This window comes from Bradyrhizobium sp. P2_E8, from assembly GCF_056403875.1.
Window position 1 is genome coordinate 1 of record NZ_JBFUES010000400.1, and the last position, 6,341, is coordinate 6,341.

At 64.2% G+C, this 6,341-nt stretch carries 5 protein-coding genes and 1 pseudogene; 2 read left to right on the plus strand and 4 right to left on the minus strand.

Annotated features, from left to right (window positions below):
• Both AC1D00_RS21635 and AC1D00_RS21640 read left to right on the plus strand, forming a co-directional pair.
• Nucleotides 1-524 (plus strand): ABC transporter permease (locus AC1D00_RS21635; protein WP_477012065.1); only part of this gene is annotated, 524 nt, incomplete at its 5' end.
• Between the two features lie 64 nt (nucleotides 525-588).
• A pseudogene (locus AC1D00_RS21640) lies at nucleotides 589-1,218 on the plus strand (methyl-accepting chemotaxis protein); the annotation flags it as partial.
• Nucleotides 1,219-1,277: 59 nt separating this feature from the next.
• On the opposite strand, the gene AC1D00_RS21645 reads toward AC1D00_RS21640, so the two are convergent.
• The 4 genes from AC1D00_RS21645 to AC1D00_RS21660 form a co-directional block, all read right to left on the minus strand.
• A complete protein-coding gene (locus tag AC1D00_RS21645) occupies nucleotides 1,278-2,129 on the minus strand; it encodes a carbohydrate ABC transporter permease (protein ID WP_404553163.1) in 852 nt (283 codons plus the stop codon).
• On the minus strand, nucleotides 2,126-2,998 hold the full coding sequence (locus tag AC1D00_RS21650) for a carbohydrate ABC transporter permease (RefSeq protein ID WP_027545529.1): 873 nt from the start codon (nucleotides 2,996-2,998) through the stop codon (nucleotides 2,126-2,128). Before AC1D00_RS21650 ends, AC1D00_RS21645 begins: the two co-directional genes overlap by 4 nt.
• A 95-nt stretch (nucleotides 2,999-3,093) precedes the next feature.
• The gene (locus AC1D00_RS21655) at nucleotides 3,094-4,479 is read right to left on the minus strand and encodes an ABC transporter substrate-binding protein (protein WP_135177107.1); all 1,386 of its coding nucleotides are present in this window, start codon (nucleotides 4,477-4,479) and stop codon (nucleotides 3,094-3,096) included.
• Between the two features lie 207 nt (nucleotides 4,480-4,686).
• Nucleotides 4,687-6,341, minus strand: a 1,655-nt coding sequence (locus AC1D00_RS21660; protein ID WP_477012066.1) for an AsmA family protein, incomplete at its 5' end; no start/stop codon positions are given.

Sequence of the window (6,341 nt, forward strand, 5' to 3'; positions counted from 1 at the left end):
GCCGGACGCTGTTCTCCGGCATGCTCTATGCGCCGCTGGTGATGCCGGAGGTGATCACCGGATTGTCGCTGCTGCTCCTGTTCGTGGCGCTGAACGCCGAGCGCGGCTTCTGGACGGTGACGATCGCCCATACCACGCTGACGATGTGCTTCGTCGCCGTGGTCGTGCAGTCCCGCCTCGGCTCGCTCGACCGCTCGCTGGAGGAGGCTGCGATGGACCTCGGCTGCAACCCGGTGCGCGCGTTCGTGGCCGTCACGCTGCCGTTGATCGCGCCCGCGATCGCCGCCGGCTGGATGCTCGCCTTCACGCTGTCGCTCGATGATCTCGTGATCGCGAGCTTCACCACCGGTCCCGGCTCGGCGACCTTGCCGATCCGGATCTATTCGGAGGTGCGGCTGGGCGTGAAGCCCGAGATCAACGCCATCTGCACGCTGGTGATCGGCCTGATCGCGGTCGTCATCGTCATCGCCTCGCTCGCCTCGAAACTGTCGAGCTCGCAGGGCGAGAGCGCGGCGCCGCTGTAGCCATCCGACGTGTCGTGTATGGCGCCCGGGCCCTGCCCGGAATCTAGGTTAACAATTCAGTTAGCGTGCCGCAGCCGAGACGGAATGCGCGGCGATGATGGCGCAGCTCGCCGACCGCTTCGATCGCGGCATGGAGGGCGTCATTGGCGGCGTCTCGAGTCGTGCCGAAGAGATGGGGCAGAGCGCCGGAAGTCTTGCTCGCATCGCGGAGCGGGGTCGCTCGCTTGCCGAGCAGGTCGCCGCGACATCGGCCCAGGCATCCTCGAATGTGCAGACCGTTGCGGCGGCGACGCATCAACTCGCCGCCTCGATCAAGGAGATTTCGAGYCAGGTCTCGCGCTCCGTATCGGTGTCGGATCAGGCACAGGGTGAAGCGTCGCGGACCGAGGCGCTGATCGCTGCGATCGGCCAGATCGGCAGAACCATCGCCGAGATGACGGAGATCGCGACGACGATTGCCTCAGCCGTCGAGGAGCAGGGAGCGGCAACCAGCGAGATCGCGCGCAATGTCGAGCAGGCCGCGAACGGGACATCGGCCGTGGCCGACCAGATCGGCGCCGTCCGCACCGTCGCCGGCGAGACCGATGCCGGCGCCGAAGCCGCACTCACGGCCGCCTCGGCCTTGCAGGATCAGGCACGTGCGCTCAAGAAAGATGTCGCAGAGTTCTTGCAGACCGTGCGCAAGGCGGGGTGAGAGCATCTCCCCGCGGCTGCCCTTCTACGGGCGCACCGCAGGAAGCGCGCATCTGATATTCAGGACTTCACCGCACCCGCCGTGAGCCCGCCTACCATGTAGCGCTTGAAGGCGTAATAGACCGCGGCCGGCGGCAGCGCGTAGATGAAGCCGGTGGTCATCAAGAGCTCCCACGGCGAGTCGTCGGCGGCGAGGAAGTTGCCGAGGGCCACGGGCAGCGTGATGTTGGTGTCCTTGGAGAGCAGGAGGAATGCGTAGAGATACTCGTTCCAGGCGAGCAGCACCGCATAAGTGCCGATCGCGACCAGCGACGGCATCATCAGCGGCAGATAGACCAGGCGGAACAGCTGCAGCGTGGTCGCGCCGTCCATCACGGCGGCCTCGTCGAGCTCGACCGGCAGCTTGTCGGACGCCTGTTTAAGCACCCAGATCGCGTAAGGCGAGGCGATCGTCACCATGGCCAGGATCAGCGACCAGTGATTATTCAGGAGGCCGTAATTGCCCATGGTGCGGTACATCGGCACGGCGAGGAACGCCGCCGGGATGAAATAGGTGAACAGCGCCAGGTTCATCACCCAGCGGCCGCCCGGCACCTTGAGCCGCGAGATCGAGAATGCGGCGGCGGTCGCGATGAACAAGGTCAGCCCGCCTGCGGCCAGCGCGATCACGGTCGAATTCCAGAACTGAATCCAGAAGTCGCGCAGGAAATAGTGCTCCTGGTAGAACACAATGTGGAAGTTGTGCAGCGTCGGATGATCCGGCCACAGCTTGCCCGAGAACGCGTCCTCCTTCGGTGAGATCGCGAACAGGAACATGTGGTAGATCGGAATCATGGTCCAGATGAAGACCGGGATGCCGATCAGCAGCAGCTTGGCCTCGTTGCCAACTTCGCGGAGGGTGGGAAGCTTCATCGCGACAACCGTTTCATCATGAAATAGACCAGCGGCAGCACCAGTGGCATCGCGACGACGATGGAAGCCATCGCGAGCGAGAGCTGGTCGAGCCGGAGATAGCGGATGCCGAGCGTCGACAGCACATGCGTCAGGTCGGCCGGGCCGCCGCCAGTGAGCAGATAGACGCTGTTGAAGTCCCCTAGCGTCCAGATCATCGAGAGCAGCGTGCAGGTGACATAGAGCGTCTGCATCGACGGCCAGGTGATGAAGCGGAACTTCTGCCACCAGCTCGCGCCATCCACCTCGGCGGCCTCGAACAGATCGTGCGGTATCGCAAGGCGTCCGGTGATCAGGATCAGCGTCCAGAACGGCAGCGATTTCCAGATGTGGACGCCGATCGCCATGGTCAGCGCCACCGTCGGGTCGTTCAGCCAGTTCGGGCCGTCGTCACCGGTGAACGAGAAGATGAGGTGGTTGATCACGCCCCATTCGGGATTGAGCATGAAACGCACCGACAGGATGGTCGGGATCGACGGCACCGCCCAGGGCAGGATGAAGATCACCGAGAGCCATTTGATCCAGGTGCGCTGCTGGGCGAAGAAGCCGGACAGGAACAGCGCGATCAGCATCTTGATGTTGATGCCGATGACCAGGAAGATCAGCGTGTTGACAGCGGCGCGCGCGAAGATCGGGTCGTTGTAGAGCGCGACATAGTTCGCCGGCGCCCGCGCCAGCCACAGCCCGTAGCAGACGGGATAGACGACGAAGGCGAGGAAAACCAGCAGATAGGGCGCGAGCAGCACGATGCCCCAGACCTGCGCCGGGGTCAGCCGCGACGACAAGGGCGGCGCGGGGATTGCCTGATCGCCAGAGAGCGTGATCGCCATTCTTTTCGAACTCTTCAAAGAGATGCCGGCCGCGAAACGCGGCCGGTGTTGTTCTTATACCTCTCCCCGCAAAGCGGGGAGAGGGGAAGGGTGATTTAGCCCGCGACCTGCTTGATGCGGGCGATCAGCTCGTCGACCGCCTTGTCCACCGGCACCTTCTCGCTGACCACGCGGTTCATCGCCTTGGCCCAGACGTTTTCGTTGTTCAGGATGGTGAACTTCCAGTTCTTGGTGAAGTCGAACGCGGCGGTGCCGCCCTTGAACTGCGCATAGACCGCCTTGCGATGCCGGTCGGCCTGCCAGAACGGGCTTTCCTGGCTTTCCTTGGTCACCGGGAACCAGCGGCCAAGCGCACCCTCGATATAGGGCCGGACGTTCTCTTCCTGGAGCAGGAAGGCGATGAACTGCTTGGCCTCAGGCTTGTTCTTGGCCACGTTGAAGACCAGCCCGGTCTTGACGTCGGAGCGGTAGCGGATCGTCGTGCCGTCCGGCGCCTTCGGGAAGGAGGCGGTGATGATGTCTTCCTCATACGCCTTCTTGCCGGCCGCGCGCTGTTCGGGCGTCAGCGTCTGGTTGTTGGAGTCCTCGAACCATTTCGCCGCGATCGAGATCGTGAAGTTGTGGGTCATCACGATGGTCTTGTTGTGGAATGCGACGTTGTTGTCCGGATCCTTCCAGGTTGTGGAGGAGGGCGGGGTGCAGCCCTTGATGTAGGTGTCGGTGTAGTCCTTCATCGCCTTGATCAGGTTCTCGCGGACCTTGGGATCGTCGACCAGCAGCTTGCCGTCGTCGTCGACCAGCCTGACGTGGTAGGCGTCCATGAAGGTGTAGAACGACTGGAAGGCGTCGGTGGATTCCACGCCCATCGGCTGGCCGACGGCGTAGATGCGCTGGCCGGTGGCCTTGCGGATCGCGGGCTGCACCTTGTCGCACCAGAACGTCCAGTAGCCTTCCCAGTCGTTCGGGATGTCGCTCTGCTTGAAGCCGGCCTTGTCCAGCATGTCGTTCCAGATCTGGACGTGCATGCTCTGCTGCTTCAGCGGGAAGCCGTAATAGGCCTTCTTCTTGGTGACGTCGTTATAGAGGATCGACGCATCCAGCGTGTTCTGCACGAACCGATCCTTGATCGGCTCCATGATGTCGGTGAGGTCCTCGAGCTTGCCCTCATAGGCCCACTTGCCCTGCACCTGCACGTCGTAGGTGTCGGCATAGGCAACGTCCGGCACGGTGCCCGAATCGAGCGCGGCGACCGTCTTCGGAATCATGTCCTGGATCGCGTACTGCGACAATTCGACCTTGATGCCGGTCTTGGCCTCGAACTTCTTGATCGTCTCGATGAGCGCGTCGTCTTCGGACCGATAAAATCCCTTGCCCCACCAGACCGTAATCGTCTTCTGCTGCGCAAATGCGGGTGCAGCGGCTGCGAACAGCCCCGCCGCAGCGACCGCGAGTGTGACTGCGCCAATAACCTTGGATCTCACGTTTTTCTCCCTCAAACGGCCGGTGTTTTTAACCGGTCGTATAAAACACTAGCGCATGGCCGTCAGCCGATCTAGCGGCATGTTGTCAGACCTAGGTCGTGGGGACGGGGCCTGTGGAGATGATTAACGTGCGCATCGATCCAATCGCCGCATCAATTCGGCCGGATCAATTCGCAATGGTCGGACACCGCCGTTCGATCGCGGTCCTCAGTTCGACTTCGCGTTTTCTTTGGCGTTCTCCGCCGTCGGCGAGTCTGCCGGGGCGGGACGCTTGCCGCCGCCGGTGATGCGCTCGATCGCGGAGCGCACGGCGTCGCCCGCCTTGCGGTCCTTGAGCATGTCGAGCAGGGGTGCGGAGGCCGGCGAGCGGCGGATCAGGCTTTCCGGATCGGGGAAGATCAGGGGATCATCCCAGGGACCCTGCACCACGAAGGGCAATTCGAAGCCCGAGGCGCTGTTGAGGCTGGCCACGCCCTTCATGTCGTATTCGCGCGTCGGCACCGAGGCGGTGCCGGTCATCGTGATCTTCGCCGCCGGCCCTTCGACGCGGATGTCCTCGGCGGTGGCGACCCCGTCGGAGAATTTCACCGCGATGGTGAGATTGTCGTAAGGCGTCGAGCCGTTGCGGAAATTGCCGCCGCCGGACAGCGGCCGGCGCTCCAGCCGCTTCAGGAGCTGTTCGGCATTGAAGCCCGAGATCGCGCCGTCATGCCCGGTGACGGTGGCGCTGCCGTCGAGCGACTGTACGAGGCCGAACGGGCTCGAGCCGGAGGCTACGAGGGAGACGTTGATGTTGCCGCGGCCGGACAGTTTGCTGAGGCCGAACAGTTCGGAGGCGCAGGCCTGGAGGTCGACGTCGGTGAACTGGAATTGCGCCTTGATGTCGGCGACGGCGTCGGCGCGCGCGATGCCGAACGAGCCCTTGGCGATACCGCCATAGATCTGGGCCTCGCCCACCGAGAGCGCCAGCGTGCCGTTGCGCAAACTGGCGCCGATCGCGGTGCGGCCGAGCTTCGACGGTCCGACCGTCAGCCGCGCCGCCGACAGGCGCATGTCGAGGTCGGTGGTCGAGAGCCCGTTGAGATCGAACAGCTGCCTGTTCCAGTCGCGCGCGCCGCTCGCGAGCAGGCGGAAGGTCGAGATATAGGGTGTGAAGTCGAGCGTGTCGGCGGCGAGCGTCGCCTGGAGCGTCTGCCGGCCGTTGTTGGCGTAGGTCATGACGCCCTCGGCGGCATTGCCGTCGAGCTCGACATTGACGTTGGTGAGCGCGATCGAGGCGCCGACGACATTGGCGCGCGCCTTCAGTGCGAAACGGCCGAAGCCACCGCTGGCGGGCTGCGGCTGGCCGGTCCAGCGCAGCGCGTTGCGCAAGGACGGGCTGTCGATCGTGAGCGTGCCTTCCATCATCGGGCTGGTGCGGTTGGCGACGCTGCCGTCGAAGGCGAGCTTGAGCGGGGCGCTGGCGATCCGCGCCTTCAGGCCGGAACGATCGCCGGAGAGGGCGGCGACGAAATCGGCGAAGCTGATCGAGCCGTCGACGCGTTCGCCGCGCCAGTCGAACTGGCCGGTCGCGGCGAAGGAGCGCGAGATCGAGGGCCAGGCCAGCGACAGGTCGATGTCGTCGAACTGCTCGGTGGCGTGCGTGGCGGCGTCCTCGTAATTGAGCACGCCGTCCTGGATCCGGATCTCGGAGAACGAGACCTGGTTTTCGGCGCCGGGCTTCATGGTGCGCGCAATGGTCTGGATGAAGGGCGTCCAGTTGCTCTCGCCGTCCGGCTTCAGGCTGACATGGATGCGCGGCCGCAGCAGCGTCAGGTCGGCGATCTCGAACCGTTGCAGCAGCAGCGGCAGCAGCCGCAGAT